Source organism: Desulforamulus hydrothermalis Lam5 = DSM 18033 (assembly GCF_000315365.1).
Lineage (GTDB): Bacteria > Bacillota > Desulfotomaculia > Desulfotomaculales > Desulfotomaculaceae > Desulfotomaculum > Desulfotomaculum hydrothermale.
Map to the genome: position 1 here is coordinate 310,816 of NZ_CAOS01000013.1, position 16,444 is coordinate 327,259.

Sequence of the window (16,444 nt, forward strand, 5' to 3'; positions counted from 1 at the left end):
TTGAAGGAAGTGTAAGGAGTATTGTATAGTTGGTGTATAAAATTTTATGTTTATGACAAACTAAAAATAGAGCACGGCGAATTGCAAAACTTATAGGCCTTTGTAAGCGGTCAATACTTTTGGCAAAAAACGGCCATTAATTTTGGTGAGAGTGTAAAATAAATTGTGCTTTTGTCCTTTCCTCAATTACAATATCAAGGAAAGGTAGGAAAAGCATATTCACTCATGGACAAAAATTAACTCCGTCATTTATCAAAGAAAACAACCTGAAGTCCGTAATAGACATACAGAATGCACTAAAAGAGCTGTTCGCCGACACACTACAGGAGATGCTTGAAGCCGAGCTAGATGAAAGCCTAGGTTACGAAAAGAATGATATTAAGAACAAGAAACCACCCAACCGCCGCAATGGCCACAGCAAGAAGCAAGTCAGGAGGAAATATGGTCAGATAGACTTGACTGTTTCCCATGGCATAGAAGGCGAATTTGAACCCGTTATCGTTTAAAAACACCAAAAAAGTGTGCTACAGAAATTTAAGATGGTAGTTAGCTATACGGTTACCTAACCATCCAGCTTTACTAATATACCGGCAAAGGTCTCCAGATCAGCAAGGTGGTTTTCAATAATTTTTTGCAGTATATTAAGATTAACAGACTGGTAATCGTGCACGGCTATGTTGCGAAAACCTACCATGGCTTTTAACCGTTCCGACAGTTCCCTTTCAATCAAACCGTTTTCATAAAGCAAGTCAAAGGCTTGCCGGCTGCTTTGAGGCAAGCCCAATTTCTTCTCGGCTACCACATGCATGGCCAGGTCGATGGCAGCCTCGCAAGCCCGCTGGATGTTTAATATAATCGAATCCTGCCTGGTATAGTTTAATAAATTCTGAAAATTATTATCATATTCTTCCTGGATTCTTTTCTTACAACGCTTAATGACTTGGGTTTTATTTAAAATGACATCATTAATCATGGCAACCACTTTCCTCAATTTTCTTTAAAATGCACTGTCGCTCCTCATTTAACTTGGCGTATTTTTTATAAACAAGCATATAAAAGAACATACGCTTGTTTTCATCCTTTGAATAAATAATTTTGCCGGTACTTAAAACCCTGGCTTGAAAAACGGTAGATGCTTTTTCTAAATCCACCAGGTCGATGTCCCGGTTTAAAAGATCTGCCAGGCCCTGACCGGTCAAAAAAACTTCATAGTCGCTGAATTTTTGCTCGCTTAAAAAGGCAATATCAATGTCACTGTCGGCCATCAGGCGCCCGTCGGCGGCTGAGCCAAACAAGATAATCAGATAAGGCGCTATTTTTTCAGCCAGGTACTGTTTAATGATTGAAATTGCTTTGTCGTCAAGGTGCATTATGCAACACTCCAACTGCAAGCATGCGCCGGCGATTGCCGATTTTGCGGGCTGCTTGCAAACGTTACTTTTCTTCCGGCGTTTTTTCCTGTTCCAGCAGCTTGTTAATATCCAGCATCCTTACCGGGCAGGCGGCAGCTTGCCGGTTTTCCTGCCGGATGGCCTGCAGCACCTCGCTGCGCAAAATTTGAATATGCCTGGGGGCGGTAATGCCCAGCTTAATGGTATCACCGGCTACCTCTAAAATAGTTACTGTAATGTCATCCCCGATGTGGATGGCTTCTTTTTTTTTGCGCGAGAGAATCAGCATGCTTGGCCCACCTTTCCCTGCAGCAGGTTGCTTAATGGTTCCCGCACTTGCCAGGCGGGTTCGTTCAGCACCACCTGCATGCCTTTTTGCTGCCGCACATTAATAACCACCGGGGCCTGCAGGTTGACAGTGGCGTTGGCCAGGCCCTGCCGGGCGTTAACCACATTAAAAACCGCCACATCCGCCGGTTCTTTAATCTCCAGTACGGCTAAAACCGCTTCGGGCAAGTTGAATTCATAGGCGGTGGTTACTTCAAAGGGATTAATTAACAAGAGGCAAATGTCCTCCGGCGGGGCGGCCTGCAGGTAGTAAAAGGGGCTGTCCGCCAGGGGCTTGCTGATATAAAATGCACGCAGTTCTTCAAACCCCGGCAGGCCTTGCTCAAAGGTTATTTTCACACCGTTTGCGGTTGTTTGATCCAAAGTAATGCCTCCTTATTTGTCCGGTGCCGGCATGATGCAGCACCCACGTTTCATTCAAACTGTAGCGGAGTTTGTTTTAAGCACGGCTAAATGTTTTTTCATCCCCTGGGTTAATTGAAAAAATGTTTTTTGCCTGTTTATAATTTACCATACAAACCCTCAAGAGTCACAGCAAACAGCCGAATTTTGTTGTAGGAATCTGCGAAAGGCGGGGTAGTATGGGATCTAATTTGCGTATCGGCGGTTTAGCCACCGGTTTGGATATAGACCAGATGGTCAGCGACTTAATGAAAGTGCAGCGCCTGAAGGTGGATAAAATTAAGCAAAAAAAGCAAATTGCCGAGTGGCAGCGGGAAGACTACCGGGATATTAACAACTCCCTGCGGGCCCTGCGGGACAATGTGTTCACTATGAAGCTGCAGGGCACCTATTTAGTAAAAAAAGCTGCTTCCTCCAACGAGAGTATTGTTAAGGCTACTGCTACATCCGCTGCGGTGCCGGGCAACTATACCTTGCAGGTAACGGCCCTGGCCAGCGCTGCCACTATGAACAGCACCGCGGAAGTAGCCTTTAACAAAGAGGCTGCCACCTTGAAGGAGCAGCTGGGGCTCACCGGGAGCGGGGCTTTCAAATTTACCGTCAACGGCAGCCAGGAAATCGAGATTAACCCGGACAGTGACACCATTGATTCTCTGGTGGCCAAAATAAACGGGGCCAAGCTGCCGGACGGCAAAACCGGCGCCGGGGTAACCGCTTTTTTTGATAAAACCGTTAACCGCATGTTTGTTTTTTCCAACCGTACCGGTGCCGAACAAAAAATTAATTTTACTGCCGTAGACGGTTTTGCCGATCAGGTTTACGAGCTGCTGGGCGATAAGTTAAAGCTGGACAGCGACGGCGACCCTGCCAACGGCATTGATGAAGCCGGCGGTACAAACGCCTCCTTTGTATTTAACGGCACAACCATCACCGGCCAGTCCGCCAACCAGTTTACCCTGGCCGGCATCAACTTTAATTTAACCGGCGCATCACCCGGTGAAACGGTAAATATTACTGTGGCTCATGATACAGAGGCGGTTTTTAATGCCGTTAAAAGCTTTGTCGACCTTTACAACAGTACCCTGGAAAAAATCAATACCAAGCTGAGTGAAGAAAAATACAAGGACTACCTGCCCCTGACCGACGACCAGCGGGAACAACTGAGCGACGAACAGGAAAAGAAGTGGGAAGAAAAGGCTAAAAGCGGCTTATTGAAAAATGATACTGTTTTATCAGGCATTGTCAGCAAGTTGCGTAATGCCGTCAGCACATCCGTGAGCGGCGTAAGTAACAGCAACTACGACACCTTGGCGGAAATTGGCATTAAAACACTAAGCTATACCGAAAAGGGCAAGCTTTACCTTGATGAGTCCAAGCTGAAGGAGGCCATTACAGCCAACCCCGAGGCGGTGCTGCAGTTATTTACCAATAATTCTGATACTTACAGCAATAAGGGGCTGGCGGTAAGGTTATATGATGAACTGACAGCTGCTATAAATACCATAACCAATAAAGCCGGGGCTGCTTCCGGCTACAGCCTGGTGGACAACAGCGTATTAGGCAAGCAAATCAGCAGTTTGGATAAAGAAATAGATACCTGGGAAGACAGATTAGAAGAAATTGAGGACAGATATTGGAAAAAATTTACAGCTCTGGAAACAGCCATTAACAAAATGAACAGCCAGAGCGCCTGGCTGGCCCAGCAGTTTGGCAGCGGTAATTAATCATAAGGGGGAAAGCGGTATGATTGCCAAGGATCCGTACAAAAGCTATCAGCAAAACGCTGTTTTAAGTGCGGCGCCGGAAGAGTTAACCACCATGCTTTATCAAAGGCTGGTGAAGGATTTAAAGCTGGCCCGGGAGTCAGTGGAAAAGAAAGATATTGAGGCGGCGCACCGGTGCATTACCCACGCCCAGGATATCATCGCCCACCTGCTGGATACCCTGGACACAAGCTATGAAGTGGGGCAAAACTTGCAGCTGATGTACGACTACATGAACCGCCGCTTGGTGGAAGCCAATATTAAGAAGGATCCGGAGATTCTCCGGGAAATTGCCGGCTATGCGGCAGAACTGCGGGATACCTGGGTGCAGGCGGTCAAACAGGTGAAGACCGGCGTGGCAGCGGGGAGTTAGCAAGGTGCAGCCGGCGGAGTTGTATAATCAAAAAAAACAGCGGTTGGAGCAAATCCTGGCCCTTACCCGGCAACTGGCGGTTGTCCTGGAACAGGATGAACCGGACCAATTGGCTGAATTGCTGGCGGCCAGGCAGCGGTTGATGGATCAGGTTGACCGGCTCGACCGGGACATCAGCTTGCTTGCCGGTGTTTCCGGCAACCCGCTGCCGGCCGAAACACCGGCCCACATAAACAGCTTGCTACAGCAAATTATTGAGCTTGATGAAGCAAATAAAACCCGCCTGGTTAGGGAATTAACCGTGGTCAGGCAAAAGCTGAAGGAACTGAGCGGCGGCAAGGCCGTGCGGCAGGCCTACGGGATGGCGCCGGTGCCCGGCAGCTGCGGCTGTTTCATTGATAAAAAAAAGTAGACCGGTGCGGGAGGTGAATTAGATTTGTTGGAAGCAATCAGCGCAGCGGTAAAAACAGCAGACTATATGCAACGGCCGGCTAACGAGCAACTGACCGCCCGGCAAGCCGAGCAGGCAGCTGCTGCGGCTGCCAAGGAAGAAGGGGGCGGCCGGCCTGAACCGGAGGAGCAGCCTTTAAAAGCCGAGTCGGTGCAGCAGGCTGTGCATAAGATGAACAAAACCCTGGAAACCTATGGCACGGAGCTGCGCTTCCAGCTGCACGAAAAAAGCGGCGAGTATATCGTCAAAATCATCAACACCAAAGACCATTCGGTAATCAGAGAAATACCGCCCGAACGGGTGCTGAACATGGTGGCGTACTTTAAAGAAATGCTCGGCCTGGTGGTGGATAAGTTTGCCTGACGGAGGGCGGCTTAAAGGGATTGCCCCTATAAGGCCGCTTCTCATGAAAAAACATCCCGTTTCACTGAAAAGTGGGGCGGGATGCTTGCTTTTGCCAGGGAATTACTTTTATCACGACAGCAACACTTGCATTTGTTAACCCGGGCGGGCCTGATTGGTATATAATAAAACCTGATACCCCTTAGATAAGGAGATAAGGCCAATGCACAACCCGCAACAAAAAGTAAGAGAATTTGAAACCGCCTTTGCCCGTTACCTTGACGTTAAATACGCGGTGGCGGTGGCCAACGGTACGGCGGCCCTGCATGCGGCCCTGTATGCAGCCGGGATCAGCCACCAGGATGAGGTAATTTTATCCCCCCTGGCCCACCCGGAAGTGGCCCACGCCATTCGCTACCTGGACGGCGTACCAATTTATACCGACATCGACCCGCAAACCGGCTGCCTGGATCCCGCCGCGGTTAAGTGGCGGCTGTCCGGCAAAACCAAAGCGGTCATTGCCACCCATTATGCCGGCCTGCCCTGCCCTGTGGCAGAGCTGCAGCAACTGCTGCGGGACAGGGATATTGTCTTGATTGAAGATGCTTCCCAGGGGCTGGGGGCGGTATGCGGCGGTCGCCCGGTGGGCACTTTAAGCCCGTTAACCGTGTTTGATTTTTCTCATCCCCAGAGTCTTTATACCGAGCTGGGCGGCATGGTGGTAACCGATTCGGAAGAATATTACCACTGGCTGACCCTGTTCCGGGATACCGGCCTGATGCTGGCCCGCGAGGGGCTGGTTAAAGAGGAAGGCCCCTGGCATTTTGAAGCCCAGGAAATCGGGTATAACTACCGCATGACCGGCCTGCAGGCGAGCCTGGGCCTGCAGCAGCTGCCCCGCCTGGCAGAGCAGCTGCAGCGCCGCCGGGCAGTGGCTGCCGCCTATTATGAGGCCCTGCGGCAAGAAGCGGAGTGGCGCCTGCCGCCGCCGCAGCTAGTGCCGCAGGCGGCCTGGTACAGCTTGCCCCTTCTTTTACCAGACCGGGTAAAGCCGCAACGACGCCGGCTGGTGGAGCAACTCCTGGCCCGGGGTGTCCAGGCCACTGTGCAGTACTATCCCATCTACCTGCACCCCATTTACCTCTGGCAGGGCCATCCGGATATTTGCACCATTGAAGGGCCCCTCTGCCCCCGGGCGGAAGATTTTTACAGCCGGGTTATCAACCTGCCCGTCGACCCGGCCCTGACTGATGAAGCTGTGGAAAAAACCGTCGCCCTAACTAAAAAGATCCTGCAGGCAGGATAAAAAACCATAAGACTATGGTCCTATACTTTTTAGACCATAGTCTTATGGTTATATCTGGACATTTTGACATGTTTTACAATAAAATTAGAAAAAGTATTATGACAAAATACAACAAATAAGACAACAAAGTTAAGAACAAAGATAAAATTAAAATCGTCTTTACTATAACAATAACCCAGAGTAATGCCGGCCGGATTGATAAAGGGGCTTATCAGCGCCGCCAAGGTTTGCCGTTGCTGATTTGTAATGCCATAAAGCGGGTGCGGGGCGCTAAAATTTTAACAACCGGCTGTGCGGCGGCAGGTTTTTTTTACAGAAAGTAGAATTTTATCAGATGGTGCGGTGTTTTCAGACTTTTAACCTTAATCCACATTGTTCCTTAACCATGTTATCGTAAAATTAAACTGCATCTTTAGATTGTTTTAAGAAAAATTTACTCGGGGGTGAACAGCATGCATATTTTCGACAGCCCCGTCATTAATGTCCTGAAACAAGGGTTGGATGCCGGTTCCCTGCGCCAGCGGGTAATTGCCCACAACCTGGCCAACCTGAACACGCCCGGCTTTAAGAAGTCTTACGTCAGTTTTGAAGACCGCCTCAAGGCCGCGCTGAGCAAAGAAGGCGTTCCCCTTAAAGGCACTCACCCGCTGCATATGGGGACGGCCGGCCCGGCGGTTAAGCCGGAGGTAAAGCAGGTAAAGGACAGCACCATGCGCTACGACGGCAACAACGTGGATATTGACGAAGAAATGGTCAACCTGGCAGCCGCCACCATTCAGTACGACCTGCTTGGCCAGGGTTTAATTGACCGCTATAATATTCTAAGCCTGGTAATCGGCGGCAGGAGGTAGCAGCTATGGGATTGTTTGATACCTTTCGCATCAGCGCTTCCGGCATGACATCCGAGCGCCTGCGGTTAGATTTAATCGCCAACAACATTGCCAACATGAATACCCCCGGCCGGCCCAACGACCCCGCCAGTCCGGTGTACCGCCGCAAGATGCCCCTGTTTGCCGAGCAGCTGCGGCAGACCATGGCGGCCGATGAGCAGCAGCCCCGGGGCTTAGGGGTGCGGGTCAAGGCCATTGTGGAAGACCCGGCGCCGCCCCGCATTGTCAACGACCCCAGCCACCCGCTGGCAGACGAGCAGGGCAATGTGGCCTATCCCAACATCAATATTGTTAACGAAATGATCGATATGATTACTGCCAGCCGCACCTACGAAGCCAATGCGGCCGCCCTCAATGCAGCCAAGAGCATGGCCTTGAAGGCCCTGGAAATTTCCCGCAGCTAGGAGGTTGTAAGCAATGAAAGTTATGCCGGTGGCGATCCCCCTGCAGGCGCCGGACATGCTTGCTAAAGAAACATACGCAGGCAAGGAAAGTTTTGCCGGGGTATTAAATAAAGCTGTTGATAAATTGAACCAGGCAGAACTGAAAGCCGATGAAGCGGTACAAAAGTTCCTGGTGGGGGAGATCCAGGATTTGCACCAGGTGACCATTGCCATGCAGGAAGCCAAGCTGACCATGCAGCTGGCGGTGGAAGTGCGCAATAAAATTGTCGAAGCATATCAGGAAATATCTCGCATGCAGTTATAATCCCCTTTGAGGTGGTAACGTGAATTTTCGAGACCTGCTGGATAAATTAAAACAGCGGTGGCAGGCAACCAACCAAAAAACAAAGGCTTTAATCATTCTGGTTAGCGCAGTTATCCTGGCAGGTTCGCTGTATTTGGCTACCGTTTTTATCCGTCCCGACTATGCTGTTTTACTGGCCGGTTTAGAGCCCCGGGAAGCCGGCGGGATTGTAGCCCAGCTGGACAACCAGAAGGTGCCTTACCGGCTGACAGACCAGGGTACAACCCATCCTGGTGCCCAAGGATAAAGTGGATGAGGTCAGGGTGAAGCTGGCCGGCGACGGCGTCTTAACAGGCGTGGATCAGGGCTTTGAACTGTTTGACAAAAGCAAATTCGGGGAAACCGACTTTGAGCAGCAAATATCATAACAAAGGGCCCTGCAGGAAGAACTCCGGGCCACCATTACCAGTGTTGAAAGGGTGGAAACAAGCCCGGGTACACCTGGTGATCCCCCCGAAAAGCGTTTTTATTGAGGAGGAAGGCACCGCCTCGGCCGTCGGTGGTGTACTTTAAGTTAGAAGGCCGGGCCGACCAACTACGAAACCCGAACGAGGTAGGAAAGGCCTCTGCGTATTTGATTGTTGGCAGTGTGGCCGGGCTGACAAGACGGAAAACGTACATATCATTGACACTGAAGGCAATGTTTTAAACGATTTCTTGAAAGAGGACGGTAACCTGGGGGCTGGCGGGTTTTCCGGCAGTGCCGTGGAGCGCCAGCTGCAGATACGCCGGGCTTTTGAAAGGGAGCTGGAAAACCGGGTGCAAGCCATGCTGACCCGGGTGCTGGGACCCAATAAAGCGGTGGCCATGGTGACCGCCGAGCTGGATTTCAGCCAGCAGCAGACCAACACAACCGAAGTGACCGCAGGGCCGCTGGTCAGCGAACGCAGCATCAAGGAAAGCGGCAGCGACGGCAGCGGCGGCGGCATAGCCGGTTCAACCGCCCAAATGCCCGGGCAAAGTATTCCCGGCCAGGTTGCCGGCGAAAACAGCTACCAAAAAAGTGATGACACAAGAAATTATCAAAACAGCACCCGGGTGGGCACGGTAGTGCAGGCTCCCGGCAGGGTGGTAAGAATATCCACCTCGGTGGTGGTGGATGATGCCGTCAAAGGCCTGGATGAAAACCAGGTGCAGCGGATTGTCAGCGCCGCCATCGGTTTCGATCAACAACGGGGCGACCAAATTACTGTTGCTTCCATGCCCTTTGACCGCGGCCAGTATGACCTGGGCGACCAAACAACGGCTCAAGCACAGCAGGATAAAAAGCAACTATATTTGATGGCGGCTGCCGCCGCCGGGGGCTTATTGCTGCTGGGCCTGATAATTTTCCTGGTGCGCCGGCGCCGCCGCCAAAAATTGCAGGCACAAACCGAGGCAATCCAGGGGTATCCTGAGGCAGCAGCCCCGCCGCAGGATACCGCAGCAGATGAACCGGCGTGGGAGATCCCGCCGCCCAAAGACAAACAAAAACAGCTGAAAGATTTGGCGGAAGAACGGCCGGACGATGTGGCTTCCGTATTGAAAGTATGGCTGAGGGAATAAGGGGTTAGATCCATGAATTACGACAAACTGACCGGTGAACAAAAAGCAGCGATATTGCTGATCTCCCTGGGGGCCGACATTTCTTCCAGGCTTTTAAAGCACGAGTTTACCGAGGAGGAAGTGGAACGCATCACCGCTGCCATTGCGGAAATGGATAAGGTGCCCAACGAGATTCAAAAGCAGGTTATTGAAGAATTTATATACTTGCTGCAGGCCAGGGACTATCTCTTAAACGGCGGTGTCAATTATGCCAGGGAACTGCTGGAAAAAACCTACGGTTACCAGAAGGGTTCCGAAATTTTGGAAAGAATCAGTTCCACCATGCAGTCGGTGCCCTTTGGCTCCCTGCGCAAGACCGACCCCAGGCATATTTTAAGTTTTATCCGGGAGGAGCATCCCCAGACCATCGCCTTTGTGCTTTCATATTTAAAGCCGGATCAGGCGGCAGTTATCTTGTCTGAACTGGATCCCCAGGTGCAAAGCGAGGTGGCCCGGCGGGTGGCTATCCTGGACAGGATTTCGCCCGAAGTGGCCAAAGAAGTGGAAAAGGTGCTGGAGAAGAAACTGGCTTCGGTGGCGCAGCACGAAGAAACCGTGGTGGGCGGCGTCCAGTGCCTGGTCAACATCCTCAACCGGGTGGACCGGGCCACCGAAAAAGCCATCTTCGAGCAGTTGGAACAGGCTGATCCCACCCTCAGCGAAGAAGTGCGCCGTATGATGTTTATCTTTGAAGATATTGTCAAGCTGCATGACATATCCATACAAAAAGTGCTGCGGGAAGTGGATAACAAAGACCTGGCCCTGGCCATGAAGGGCGCCAACCAGGAGGTAAACAACCGTATCTTCAAGAATATGTCCAAACGGGCTGCTGATATGCTGAAGGAAGAAATTGATTATATGGGGCCGGTGCGCTTAAAAGAAGTGGAAGAAGCCCAGCAGCGCATTGTCAATGTCATCAGAAAGCTGGAAGAAGCGGGCGAAATTGTCATTTCCCGCGGCGGGGAGGATGCTATCCTTGTTTAGGGTGATCAAAAGCGCTGCCCTGGACCAGGGTGATCAAGTGTTGCCTTTGCGGCAGCTGTCGCCGCCGCCGGCGCCCGACGAAACGCCCGACCCGGCCCGGCTGCTGGCGGCAGCCAGGCAGCAGGCGGCAGAACTGGTGGCCCGGGCCGAGCAGGAGGCGGCGGCCTTGCTGGCGCAAGCCCAAGCCGAGGCGCAATCAGAGGCCCGGCAAATAAAAGCGGCAGCCAGGCAGCAGGGCTGGCAGGAGGGCATGGAAGCCGCCCGGCAGGAAGCCGACAGTATTCGTAGCCAGGCTCGCCAGGTGTTGGAGCAGGCCCGGGCCATCCGGCAGCGCACCCTGGATAATCTGGAACAGGAGCTGGTGGATCTGGCGGTGGATATTGCCGAACGGCTGGTGATGACCCAGTTGGCGGTGGAACCGCAAACCATTATGGCCGTTGCCCGGGAGTGTATGGAACTGGTGAAAAACCGCCCCCTGGTTAATATGTATGTCAACCAGGCGGATCTGGCTTTGGTGGAACAAGAGCGCCACCGGCTGCTGCAGGGATTGCCCGGCCGGGTGGAATTAAACATCCTGGCAGACAATGCCGTCAGTCCCGGCGGCTGCCGCATCGAAACCGACCAGGGGCAGGTGGACGCCACCCTGGAAACACGCTGGCAGGAAATGCTAAAGACACTGTACGGCCGGGAGGAATAAGCATGCAGGAGCAGGTTGCGATTAATCTTGCCCCTTATAAAGAAAGGGTCAGCCGGGCCAGGGTAATTAAGCCAATAGGCCAGGTTACCCGGGTTATCGGCCTGATGATTGAGGTGCAAGGCATTATTGCCCGCATCGGCGAAGTGTGCGATATTGTGGTGCAGGATGCGGCGCCGGTTAAAGCAGAGGTGGTGGGGTTTCGGGACCGGCACTCCCTGCTCATGCCATTGGGCGAGCTGCGGGGCATTTACCCGGGCAGTGCTGTGGTGCCTACCGGTCGCCAGCTGACCGTCAAAGTGGGTCGCCATTTGCTGGGCAAAGTGCTGGACGGCCTGGGCCGGCCCTTTAATGCCGCGGCGGATGAGCCGGGCGAGGATTTTCCGGTGGACAACCGCCCGCCCCAGCCGCTGCAAAGGCAGCGCATCCAAACTGTATTGCCCACCGGGGTACGGGCGGTGGACGGCCTGCTCACCTGCGGCCGGGGCCAGCGCATGGGCATTTTTGCCGGCAGCGGGGTGGGCAAGAGCACCTTGCTGGGCATGATTGCCCGGCACGGCAGTGCGGATGTCAATGTCATCGGGCTGATTGGTGAGCGGGGCCGCGAGGTGCTGGAGTTCCTGGAGGAAGACCTGGGCCCGGCAGGTCTGGCCAAGTCTGTTATTGTGGCTGCCACCTCCGACCAGCCGGCCCTGGTGCGGCTGAAGGGGGCCTTTGTGGCCACCGCCATTGCCGAGTATTTCCGGGATCAGGGACTGGATGTCATGCTGCTGATGGATTCGGTAACCCGCTTTGCCATGGCCCAGCGGGAAGTAGGACTGGCGGTAGGCGAACCGCCGGCCACCAAAGGCTATACCCCGTCGGTGTTTGCCTTGCTGCCCCGGCTGTTAGAACGCTCCGGCATGGGCCAAAGGGGTTCTGTTACCGCCTTTTATACCGTGCTGGTGGACGGGGATGACCTTAATGAACCCATTGCCGACGCTGTCAGGGGCATTTTGGACGGCCATATCGTGTTAACCCGCCGTTTGGCCGCCGCCAACCACTATCCGGCCATTGATGTTTTGCAAAGCGTCAGCCGCCTGATGCCGGAACTGGCTGCCGAGGAACATAAAGCCCGGGCCGGCCTGCTGAGGGACTTGCTGGCGACTTACAACCAAGCGGAAGATTTAATTAATATCGGGGCCTATGTAAAGGGGTCCAACCCCAAGATTGACGAAGCCATCGAGAAACACGACAGCATCATCCGTTTTCTTAAACAAACGCCGTCAGAGTACAGCAGTTACGAAGAAACCTTAAACCAATTGGCAGCCCTGGCGGGCAGGGGGTAGATTAATTTGCCGAAATTTCACTTCCGGCTGGAACAGGTGCTGCAGCAAAAAATTAAGCAGGAAGAACAGGCTTTGCGGGAACTGGCCGCTGCCCGGCAGGATTGTGACCGGTGGGAGCAGGCATTAAAAGCCTCCCGGGAAAAACTAAAGCAAACCATGTCCTACAGCGCCGCTGTGCAAAACCCGGGTGAGCAAATGCAGTCGATGCTTTATCTCGAATACCTGCAGCAAACCATTGTGACACAGCAAAGACACCTGCAGCGGGCGGAGGAAATCCTGCAGCTCAGGCGCAGGTCGGCCATGCAGGCTCGCCAGGAGCGGCTGGTGCTGGAAAAGCTCAAGGAGAAACAGGCAGCTGAGTTCCAGGCCTGGTTAGCCCTGGTAGAACAAAAGGAAATTGATGAACTGGCCACCCTGGGTTATGGCAGAACCCAGGTTAAATAAAACCGGTGCGTGAAAGGAGGTGAAAATTTGGAGATAGGTAAAGAAACAGGTAAAGTATGGCCGGGAATTCCGTTCAGCTTGCCGGGAGAGAAGTCAAACGAGCAAGGCGAGGGCTTCGGGGAACTGTTGCTGGCCCTGTTGCTCAATGCACAACCGGCGCCGGCCGTACGGGAAGAACAGGCCTTGGCGGAAGAAACAGCCGGGGCGGCGTCTGTTAAGTCAGGTCTTTGGGACGGTGACCAGGGTGCGGTTATAAGCGGTCAAGCCAGGCCGGGGGCAGGGGTGATACGGCAAAGTGCTGAAAACATGGTCAGTTTTACTGAACCGGATATGCCCGTACTGCAGTATAAGGCGGACTTTGCCCCTGTATTTGCTCAAACATTTGCTCAAACAGAAGGCCATTTGCCGCCTGATAAACATGAGCAAAGTCAGATTTATATGCAGGCAGCGGCTTTCTTTAAGGACAACGGGGCTACAGAGGCAGTTCCGGCAATTAACTCGTCCGGTTTTGAGGAACTTAGCTCGATTAATCAACCGGAGCTGACCGGCCACCGGTTGCTGGACACGGCTCAAAGCGTTATTCATCATAATTTGGCGCCTGCTCAAGGTTTTGTGCAGCAGAAGCCGCTTGCCGGCCGGTATGGTCAAGCTGACGGGTCAGTTGTTGACACAGGGGGGGCAGCGCAAAAACAGGCAGCAACGGTTGAACACAATGGCTTAACGGCAGCCAAACAGCAGCCGATGCCCGAAAAGACGCAGTTTTACCAGCCGCCGCAAGCGGTTGTTGGCAATGGGCTACAAGATAACAAAAACGAGAACCGACCAACTGCGGCTCCGGTTTTAACAGATGCGGCAGGCCGGGTTAATCTTGCCGCCAACGGGGAAGCCAATAAATTAGTATCAGTTGCCAATGTGCTAAACCGGGAAAAAAGCCATCAGACGTTGGCAAGCAACCATATGCCTCTAATTGCTGGAACTGAAGAAAACCTTCGGCACGAGCGCCCTGTTTTGGAAGGTCCTTTGACTGGGCAGGCAAAACTTGACCAGCCATTGACATTAGTTAGCCAACCGGATTCTTTTGCCATAAATGCCAACCAGGCCGAGCAAACCGGTCAGCAAGTCAAGCCGGTGCCGCAGCAAGAGGTGACTGCAAGCCAACTGCCGGCCAAAATCAGCGAAATGATACGCAGCCTGACGCTGCAGCACAATCCCGAGCACACCGTACTTAGGATAAAACTGCAGCCGGCTCATTTGGGGGAAGTTCAGGTTAAGCTAACCTGGTCGAAAGGGGAATTATCGGCGCAATTTATTGCCTCCACCGTGACGGCCAAAGATGCCATCGAGGCGGCCTTCCCTCAATTAAAAGAAATTTTGGCCCAGCAGGACATACGTCTCAGTGAAGCTGCCGTATTTTTAGGGCAGTCAAACTCCCAAAGCAACCAGCAAAGGTCGCCCCATTGGGAAAAGACGGCGGTCCTTAGAAACAAGGTGTCCGGCGCTTATTTTGCGGAACCGTTGGCTGACGCCAACGCACCAGCGACCGGGACGGGCGCCATTGCCATGGCAGGCCTTGATCTCACAGTGTAAGGAGGTGGTTTGATGCAAGTAAGCGATACTGCCGGCAGCAACAATGTCTATTTAACCGATAAACAAAAGAAAACCCAACAAACCCTGGATAAGGATGCTTTTCTGCAGTTATTTATTACCCAGCTGCGTTACCAGGATCCTACCAGTCCCCAGGATACCAGCCAGTTTGCCAGTCAAATTGCACAGTTTACCATGCTGGAGCAGTTAACTAATTTAAATACAGCAATAAACAAACTGTTGGAGATGAATCAATTAAACCATGCGGCAACTCTGATCGGGCGGCAGGTGGTTGTGACAAAGGATACGTCCCTTGTGAGCGGCCAGGTGGATAAGGTAACTGTTGATAAAGAAGGGGTCAAAATATGGGTTGCCAATAACAGCTACACCCTTGACCAGGTAGTGTCCTTTAGCGGCTTAACGCAAGCCGCGGGCGAAAATACAGAAGGAGGGGCAGCAACCGGTGACAATTCAGAGCAAATGCCGGCTGCCGATGCAACCCTGCAGTCAGGCGAACAAGACGGTACAAGCTAACAGGCTCAAGGAAAACAATTTATCTTTTCAGGAGTTGCTGCACCAGGAGTTCCGGCGGCAGCAGGAGGTAAAGCTGTCAGCCCATGCCGCGCAAAGGCTGCGGGAAAGAGAGATTGTGCTGACCGAACAGGACTTCAGCAAAATTAACCAGGCTGTGCAAAGGGCTGCGGCCAAAGGGGCCAGGGATTCGCTGGTGCTTTACGGTGACCTGGCACTGATTGCCAGCGTTGCTAACCGGACCATTATTACCGCTGTAGACAGCAAAAACATGGCGGAGCATGTGTTTACCAATATTGACAGTGCTGTCATCGTTAAATAGCAGCTGGACCGTCAGGAGGCTGCTGAACTGCCGAACGACTGAGGCGGTTCATTGTTAACTAAAAGAAGGGGGATATCCTGTATGTTGCGGTCGCTTTACTCCGGGGTTTCCGGCTTGAGAAACCACCAAATTCGCATGGATTCTGTGGGCAATAATATTTCCAACGTTAATACCGTAGGTTATAAATCGTCCCGCACCAACTTTGTTGACGCCATCAGCCAGACCATTCGCTCCGGCAGCACCAGCACCAACCCGGCTCAACTGGGCACCGGCATAAACGTGGGCAGTGTATCCAACAACTTTGTTCAGGGTTCGCTGCAAAGTACCGGGCGCACGCTGGATTTAGCCATTCAGGGCAAAGGGTTCTTTGCTGTCAAAGCTATGGACAGCAGCGGCAACTTAACAGGCAATCCTATGTTTACCCGGGAAGGCATCTTCTTCCTGGACCAAAATAATAACCTGGTTAACTCAGGGGGGTATGCGGTGCTGGGTTATACCGGCGGTATGCCCAGTACGACGCAGCCGGCGGCTGCCAACAGCGGTGAGGGCAAAATTACCATAAACCCCACCACCCACGAACTTAGTACTTTAAGTATAGACAAAAACGGTTACATCACAGCCATCAATAAAACAACCGGTGATGTGGAGTTTATTGCCCAGGTGGCTCTGGCAACCTTTCCCAACCAGGAAGGGCTGGTGAAACTGGGGCAAAACCTCTTTACCACCAGTCCCGCCAGCGGCACAGAAAAGATTGCCTCTAACAACCATGCTACAGACGGCGCGAAAGCCGAAATCAACTCCGGCTATATTGAAATGTCCAACGTGGACCTCAGTGAGGAATTCGTCAACATGATCACCACCCAGCGGGGCTACCAGGCCAATGCCCGGGTGATTACGGTCTCCGATACCCTGCTGGAGGAACTTATCCAGCTCAAGCGGTAATCTGTAAGCAATATTTAG

At 52.6% G+C, this 16,444-nt stretch carries 24 protein-coding genes; 20 read left to right on the forward strand and 4 right to left on the reverse strand.

Annotation, left to right across the window (positions count from 1 at the left end; genetic code table 11):
* Positions 1-251 precede the first annotated feature (251 nt).
* Positions 252-506: a transposase gene (locus DESHY_RS14820; protein WP_337999095.1), complete on the forward strand. Its 255-nt coding sequence runs from the start codon at positions 252-254 to the stop codon at positions 504-506.
* Between the two features lie 56 nt (positions 507-562).
* Here DESHY_RS14820 and hepT read toward each other — a convergent pair whose 3' ends face one another.
* The 4 genes from hepT to fliW all read right to left on the reverse strand — a co-directional run bounded on the left by hepT (position 563) and on the right by fliW (position 2,102).
* Entirely contained in the window at positions 563-973 is a 411-nt protein-coding gene (gene hepT / locus DESHY_RS11640) for a type VII toxin-antitoxin system HepT family RNase toxin (protein WP_048818101.1), read from the reverse strand.
* Complete coding sequence (mntA, locus tag DESHY_RS11645) at positions 966-1,370, reverse strand: type VII toxin-antitoxin system MntA family adenylyltransferase antitoxin (protein WP_008413005.1); 405 nt, start codon at positions 1,368-1,370, stop codon at positions 966-968. Before mntA ends, hepT begins: the two co-directional genes overlap by 8 nt.
* Positions 1,371-1,434: 64 nt before the next feature.
* Entirely contained in the window at positions 1,435-1,680 is a 246-nt protein-coding gene (gene csrA / locus DESHY_RS11650) for a carbon storage regulator CsrA (protein ID WP_008413007.1), read from the reverse strand.
* On the reverse strand, positions 1,674-2,102 hold the full coding sequence (gene fliW, locus DESHY_RS11655) for a flagellar assembly protein FliW (protein WP_008413009.1): 429 nt from the start codon (positions 2,100-2,102) through the stop codon (positions 1,674-1,676). Before fliW ends, csrA begins: the two co-directional genes overlap by 7 nt.
* 218 nt (positions 2,103-2,320) lie before the next feature.
* On the opposite strand from fliW, the gene DESHY_RS11660 reads away from it, so the two are divergent.
* The 19 genes from DESHY_RS11660 to DESHY_RS11745 all read left to right on the forward strand — a co-directional run bounded on the left by DESHY_RS11660 (position 2,321) and on the right by DESHY_RS11745 (position 16,426).
* Positions 2,321-3,865: a flagellar hook-associated protein 2 gene (locus tag DESHY_RS11660; protein WP_008413011.1), complete on the forward strand. Its 1,545-nt coding sequence runs from the start codon at positions 2,321-2,323 to the stop codon at positions 3,863-3,865.
* Between the two features lie 19 nt (positions 3,866-3,884).
* Positions 3,885-4,277 carry a flagellar export chaperone FliS gene (gene fliS, locus DESHY_RS11665; RefSeq protein WP_008413013.1) on the forward strand — a complete coding sequence of 131 codons (393 nt, stop codon included), beginning with the start codon at positions 3,885-3,887 and terminating at the stop codon, positions 4,275-4,277.
* Between the two features lie 4 nt (positions 4,278-4,281).
* Entirely contained in the window at positions 4,282-4,689 is a 408-nt protein-coding gene (locus tag DESHY_RS11670) for a flagellar protein FliT (protein ID WP_008413015.1), read from the forward strand.
* Positions 4,690-4,716: 27 nt separating this feature from the next.
* Positions 4,717-5,091 carry a flagellar protein FlaG gene (locus DESHY_RS11675; protein ID WP_235695570.1) on the forward strand — a complete coding sequence of 125 codons (375 nt, stop codon included), beginning with the start codon at positions 4,717-4,719 and terminating at the stop codon, positions 5,089-5,091.
* Positions 5,092-5,293: 202 nt separating this feature from the next.
* Positions 5,294-6,376, forward strand: coding sequence for a DegT/DnrJ/EryC1/StrS family aminotransferase (locus tag DESHY_RS11680; RefSeq protein WP_008413020.1), 1,083 nt, complete (start codon positions 5,294-5,296; stop codon positions 6,374-6,376).
* A 452-nt stretch (positions 6,377-6,828) separates the two neighbouring features.
* Positions 6,829-7,227, forward strand: a complete 399-nt coding sequence (gene flgB, locus DESHY_RS11690) for a flagellar basal body rod protein FlgB (RefSeq protein ID WP_008413023.1) — start codon at positions 6,829-6,831, stop codon at positions 7,225-7,227.
* A 5-nt stretch (positions 7,228-7,232) separates the two neighbouring features.
* The gene (gene flgC / locus DESHY_RS11695; protein WP_008413025.1) at positions 7,233-7,670 is read left to right on the forward strand and encodes a flagellar basal body rod protein FlgC; all 438 of its coding nucleotides are present in this window, start codon (positions 7,233-7,235) and stop codon (positions 7,668-7,670) included.
* A gap of 13 nt (positions 7,671-7,683) precedes the next feature.
* A complete protein-coding gene (gene fliE, locus DESHY_RS11700; RefSeq protein WP_008413027.1) occupies positions 7,684-7,974 on the forward strand; it encodes a flagellar hook-basal body complex protein FliE in 291 nt (96 codons plus the stop codon).
* Between the two features lie 19 nt (positions 7,975-7,993).
* Complete coding sequence (locus DESHY_RS14650) at positions 7,994-8,260, forward strand: hypothetical protein (RefSeq protein ID WP_008413028.1); 267 nt, start codon at positions 7,994-7,996, stop codon at positions 8,258-8,260.
* Positions 8,247-8,381: a hypothetical protein gene (locus DESHY_RS14765; RefSeq protein ID WP_008413029.1), complete on the forward strand. Its 135-nt coding sequence runs from the start codon at positions 8,247-8,249 to the stop codon at positions 8,379-8,381. Before DESHY_RS14650 ends, DESHY_RS14765 begins: the two co-directional genes overlap by 14 nt.
* 289 nt (positions 8,382-8,670) lie before the next feature.
* Positions 8,671-9,558: a flagellar M-ring protein FliF C-terminal domain-containing protein gene (locus tag DESHY_RS14655; RefSeq protein WP_008413030.1), complete on the forward strand. Its 888-nt coding sequence runs from the start codon at positions 8,671-8,673 to the stop codon at positions 9,556-9,558.
* Between the two features lie 12 nt (positions 9,559-9,570).
* Positions 9,571-10,581 (forward strand): flagellar motor switch protein FliG, encoded by a 1,011-nt coding sequence (gene fliG, locus DESHY_RS11710; protein WP_008413031.1) that lies wholly within the window; start codon positions 9,571-9,573, stop codon positions 10,579-10,581.
* A complete protein-coding gene (locus tag DESHY_RS11715; RefSeq protein WP_235695571.1) occupies positions 10,565-11,278 on the forward strand; it encodes a FliH/SctL family protein in 714 nt (237 codons plus the stop codon). The genes fliG and DESHY_RS11715 overlap by 17 nt, the downstream gene beginning before the upstream one ends.
* A 2-nt stretch (positions 11,279-11,280) precedes the next feature.
* A complete protein-coding gene (gene fliI, locus DESHY_RS11720; protein ID WP_008413033.1) occupies positions 11,281-12,603 on the forward strand; it encodes a flagellar protein export ATPase FliI in 1,323 nt (440 codons plus the stop codon).
* Between the two features lie 6 nt (positions 12,604-12,609).
* On the forward strand, positions 12,610-13,047 hold the full coding sequence (gene fliJ, locus DESHY_RS11725; protein ID WP_008413034.1) for a flagellar export protein FliJ: 438 nt from the start codon (positions 12,610-12,612) through the stop codon (positions 13,045-13,047).
* A gap of 27 nt (positions 13,048-13,074) precedes the next feature.
* A complete protein-coding gene (locus DESHY_RS11730; RefSeq protein ID WP_008413035.1) occupies positions 13,075-14,634 on the forward strand; it encodes a flagellar hook-length control protein FliK in 1,560 nt (519 codons plus the stop codon).
* Between the two features lie 12 nt (positions 14,635-14,646).
* Entirely contained in the window at positions 14,647-15,165 is a 519-nt protein-coding gene (locus DESHY_RS13350) for a flagellar hook assembly protein FlgD (protein ID WP_008413036.1), read from the forward strand.
* Positions 15,125-15,484 (forward strand): TIGR02530 family flagellar biosynthesis protein, encoded by a 360-nt coding sequence (locus DESHY_RS11740; RefSeq protein WP_008413037.1) that lies wholly within the window; start codon positions 15,125-15,127, stop codon positions 15,482-15,484. The genes DESHY_RS13350 and DESHY_RS11740 overlap by 41 nt, the downstream gene beginning before the upstream one ends.
* A gap of 81 nt (positions 15,485-15,565) precedes the next feature.
* Positions 15,566-16,426 (forward strand): flagellar hook-basal body protein, encoded by an 861-nt coding sequence (locus DESHY_RS11745; RefSeq protein WP_008413038.1) that lies wholly within the window; start codon positions 15,566-15,568, stop codon positions 16,424-16,426.
* The last annotated feature ends 18 nt before the right edge of the window (positions 16,427-16,444 follow it).

Coding starts and splice junctions, on each gene's coding strand:
- hepT (WP_048818101.1), bottom strand. CDS start 973: ATGATTAATGATGTCATTTTAAATAAAACCCAAGTCATTAAGCGTTGT.
- mntA (WP_008413005.1), bottom strand. CDS start 1,370: ATGCACCTTGACGACAAAGCAATTTCAATCATTAAACAGTACCTGGCT.
- csrA (WP_008413007.1), bottom strand. CDS start 1,680: ATGCTGATTCTCTCGCGCAAAAAAAAAGAAGCCATCCACATCGGGGAT.
- DESHY_RS11660 (WP_008413011.1), top strand. CDS start 2,321: ATGGGATCTAATTTGCGTATCGGCGGTTTAGCCACCGGTTTGGATATA.
- fliS (WP_008413013.1), top strand. CDS start 3,885: ATGATTGCCAAGGATCCGTACAAAAGCTATCAGCAAAACGCTGTTTTA.
- DESHY_RS11680 (WP_008413020.1), top strand. CDS start 5,294: ATGCACAACCCGCAACAAAAAGTAAGAGAATTTGAAACCGCCTTTGCC.
- flgB (WP_008413023.1), top strand. CDS start 6,829: ATGCATATTTTCGACAGCCCCGTCATTAATGTCCTGAAACAAGGGTTG.
- flgC (WP_008413025.1), top strand. CDS start 7,233: ATGGGATTGTTTGATACCTTTCGCATCAGCGCTTCCGGCATGACATCC.
- fliE (WP_008413027.1), top strand. CDS start 7,684: ATGAAAGTTATGCCGGTGGCGATCCCCCTGCAGGCGCCGGACATGCTT.
- fliG (WP_008413031.1), top strand. CDS start 9,571: ATGAATTACGACAAACTGACCGGTGAACAAAAAGCAGCGATATTGCTG.
- DESHY_RS11715 (WP_235695571.1), top strand. CDS start 10,565: ATGCTATCCTTGTTTAGGGTGATCAAAAGCGCTGCCCTGGACCAGGGT.
- fliI (WP_008413033.1), top strand. CDS start 11,281: ATGCAGGAGCAGGTTGCGATTAATCTTGCCCCTTATAAAGAAAGGGTC.
- DESHY_RS13350 (WP_008413036.1), top strand. CDS start 14,647: ATGCAAGTAAGCGATACTGCCGGCAGCAACAATGTCTATTTAACCGAT.
- DESHY_RS11740 (WP_008413037.1), top strand. CDS start 15,125: ATGCAACCCTGCAGTCAGGCGAACAAGACGGTACAAGCTAACAGGCTC.
- DESHY_RS11745 (WP_008413038.1), top strand. CDS start 15,566: ATGTTGCGGTCGCTTTACTCCGGGGTTTCCGGCTTGAGAAACCACCAA.